Raw genomic sequence first — 3,419 nt, 5'->3', positions numbered from 1 at the left:
CTACTACTGTCCATCAATAGATAATTTAAAAAATAACTTGTAAAAACTATCCTCTTCTCCAACGAGGTCTATCACCGTCACGGCTTATACATACCATTGGAGTTCCTTTAGTTGTTACACCAGTAGCACCTTCTTGTGAGCAGAAAGATCCAGGATGCACATAATTTTGAGATACCTGACCTTGATTAGTCTGAGGTTGCTGCTGAGGCTGCTGCTGAGGCTGTGGATTAACGTTATTTGTAGGCTGCTTCCTTACGGTAGCTGGAAGACGCTTTTTCTGAGATTCTTTACGAGCCTCTTCATCTTCCTTGTTTTTTGCCTCAATACTTTCATTAACAGCTTTTACAGCATCAGGAATTGCATCAATATCGTTGTTGTTTATTGCTTCATTAAGATTATCAATAACTTTAGGATCTTTAACTTTACCTACTGCATCATCCGCAATTTTTTTCGCTTCACTGAGAACATGCTTTCTATATGAAACCTGAACATCATCGGAAGCTTGTTGCAATTGTTTTGTTTTATCTTTATAGTTTTCTAAACGATTATTAAGTTCCTTATTTGAGTTTTTAATATCATTAGCATTATCTGCTAAGCATGAAATTGTAGAAAAATCTTCATTCTTAACTTCATCAAATAGAGAATTTAAGTTATCAAGCACTGAAGAATCTTCTACATCCTCAGCGGAAATTTGACTAGTTTTATTTTTTGCATCATTTACAGCATCTTTTAGAGACTTACTCGCAGCATTCACTTTAACTTTCAAATTCTCACAAGTTTTCTGTAATGATTTAAATTCTGCATTTGAATCCGCACATCCACTAAAACAAACCATAGAAAAAGAAATTAGTACTATGAATGCAAGTGAGCTTAAGCGACGAAACTTTCTATATTTAGGATGAAGAACATTACTGCACTTCCCTAGTGCACAATTATTATCACGAATCATTATAAATCCTAGTAAATATCAATGTATTATATGAATTTGCGCTAACAAATCACAGTGGGATTTTAACACAACCCAAGCATAGACTACCCAAAAAACTCAGAAAGCAAAAAGCGCCACACAGCTAAAAACTGTGCAGCGCCTCGTTTGTGCCTCCGGTGGGACTCGGACCCACAAGCCCGTAAGGGCGTCAGATTTTAAGTCTGATGCGTATGCCAATTCCGCCACAGAGGCAGCAATCAATTATTATGCCATACATCTAAGCAAAGAACAAGCTCAGCGTGTGGCGAGTAACTTTCTTCCCAAATCAATCGTGATTCCGTCAAGCAAACCATGCTCACTTGCAACAAACGTATCCAAAACCCCACCGTGATCCTCATACGCAGCTTTTGCTAATCTCTCCAACACTCGGCTCCAAATCACTGCTCCACCGCCAACAACATCCACACGCCCTGGGTGAATCGTCGCATACGTGCGCCTGCAGTCCTTAGGCATACGCAAAAATCGATTATTAACAGCATAAGCCTGCTCTAATCCAATACGCACACCATCGACAGCAGTATGATCATAATGCTGCAATCCCATAGTCAAAGCAGCCATAGTTGTCACAGTTCCAGAAACGCCAATAATAGTGCGAGCTCGTCCTGCAGGAACAACTTTGAAAGCATCATCAATATGCTTGTCAATATCTTCAATCGCAGCTTGAATTTCCTCTTCAGTCGGAGGATCAGTATGCAAATGCCTTTCCGTCATTCTAACGGAACCAACATTCATGGAGTATGCTGCAGAAACCTTGTGCGCTGGCAAGCAGTCACCATCCCCTCCAAGCACTAACTCAGTAGAGCCTCCACCTAAATCAACTACGAGATACGGTGGCTGCAACTCATCGCGAGACACAACGCTTGTTGCTCCAAGGAAGCTAAGAGCCGCTTCTTCGGTACCACTAATAACTTCAGGGCGAACACCAAGCTCATCAACCATCATTTGTTCAAAAATCTCACGATTTTCAGCATCTCGTGTAGCTGAGGTTGCCACAAAACGAATCGCATCAACTGGATGTTCTTTCAAAACTTGCGCAAATTCGTGCGCAGCCTCCCTCACTCGCTTCAAAGCGTCATCTGCGAAACGATGAGTTTCGTCAATTCCCTGACCGAGTCTAACGACGCGAAGCATACGAGGAACAATATCTTTCATTCCATGCTCAGAAACTTGCACAATTTTTAGTCGAATAGAATTTGTACCGCAGTCAATTGCAGCAACCTGTACTGTTTTTTCTGCGCAAGTAGTCGTTTCACTTTTTACAGCTTCACCCTCTGCAGTTTTAGCCGTTTCGTCTTCCACAACAACTTCCGTTTCAGTAGCATATGCATCATCGCTCCACGGAGTAGTACAACGGCACACGTTAGGATCAAACTCATCTTTAATGCGCTCTAACACCATGTCACCAATCGGATTTACACCTTTGCCCATTACCAATGTTTGCGCAAGCAAAGCATGCAAGCATTTAACACGAACTGGCATTCCACCAGCGCTCATCTGACTAATATGCTCCTCACTATCCCCCAAAGACACAGCTAATTCATGACGGAATTCCAAATAATACTTATGTGCACGCTCATATTGTTTCTTTAGATCTTCGTCCGATTGTAATAGCTCGTTATATTCTCGCATAATACCGTCTGCTTCTACGCGAGACACCGCTTTTACAGCTTCAGGACTGGTAAGGTAGCATGTAGTTGGGAATGGAGTGCCATCTTCTAAGCACGGTCTAGTAATAACAGCAAGAGGCCTACCACAAACGCAACGCGCACCAACGGCTACCATTCCTCTAGGGAATCTTCCAAGTTGCTTTTCAACAATTGCACGCTCAGCATCACTCGCAGGTGTAGTAAATAAAGGTTTTACAGCTTCTTTTGGAATATAATTCTTATTACTGTTCTGCATTTTATCTGAACTTTCTTGGCTGTTAGCCATGCGTTTCTACTCCTGTTAAAGCTGTTTTACAAATAAATAATTCTTTACTTTATCAGTTTATATGTTATAAGGATGGCACGGTATCTGGTTTGTCTGCTTTATGTATTGCATACATTAAGTCACTATACCAAGGCAAGACTGAATGAGTCTTAGTTTCGCTATTTTCTTGAGCAAATTCATTCGGAACTTTTCCAGTTACTGCCTCAGGATGCTCTACACGAACAGCCTGCTCACCAGGAAAAATAAAGCCGAGGCGATCTCTAGCTTGAGCGGTAACGTATGCTTTGTCTTTCCATCGGTCAATATTATTATCCAACGTACGCTTTTGTTCACGTAAATCACTTTCTTCACGCTGAAGTGCATGAAGCTCCGACAAGCTTAACGCATAATTTCTAACTGTTGAAATGCATTCAATTGAACCAACGGTAACTACAAAAACCATAAATAAAAACACGAGCGGTCCTGAAAGTAGTCGACGCTGTTGCAATGGTGATACTAC

General features: G+C 41.3%; 3 protein-coding genes and 1 tRNA gene. All 4 read right to left on the bottom strand.

Features of this window, described 5'->3' with window-relative positions:
• Positions 1-46 precede the first annotated feature (46 nt).
• Positions 47-766: a hypothetical protein gene (locus A5294_RS06025; RefSeq protein ID WP_231880210.1), complete on the bottom strand. Its 720-nt coding sequence runs from the start codon at positions 764-766 to the stop codon at positions 47-49.
• Positions 767-1,096: 330 nt separating this feature from the next.
• Positions 1,097-1,180 (bottom strand) — tRNA-Leu (locus tag A5294_RS06020).
• Between the two features lie 42 nt (positions 1,181-1,222).
• Positions 1,223-2,890, bottom strand: coding sequence for a DUF501 domain-containing protein (locus A5294_RS06015; protein ID WP_064340699.1), 1,668 nt, complete (start codon positions 2,888-2,890; stop codon positions 1,223-1,225).
• Positions 2,891-2,984: 94 nt separating this feature from the next.
• The coding region (locus A5294_RS06010) for a septum formation initiator family protein (protein WP_064340697.1) at positions 2,985-3,419 on the bottom strand (435 nt) is incomplete at its 5' end.

The organism is Gardnerella sp. 30-4 (assembly GCF_001641215.1).
GTDB classification, from domain to species: domain Bacteria; phylum Actinomycetota; class Actinomycetes; order Actinomycetales; family Bifidobacteriaceae; genus Bifidobacterium; species Bifidobacterium leopoldii.
Note: the sequence above shows the minus strand (reverse complement) of the source record. Positions and strands in the feature narration are given on the sequence as shown.

Bases quoted from the DNA above. Each gene is read 5' to 3' on its own strand.
- A5294_RS06015 (WP_064340699.1), bottom strand. From the start codon at position 2,890: ATGCAGAACAGTAATAAGAATTATATTCCAAAAGAAGCTGTAAAACCT.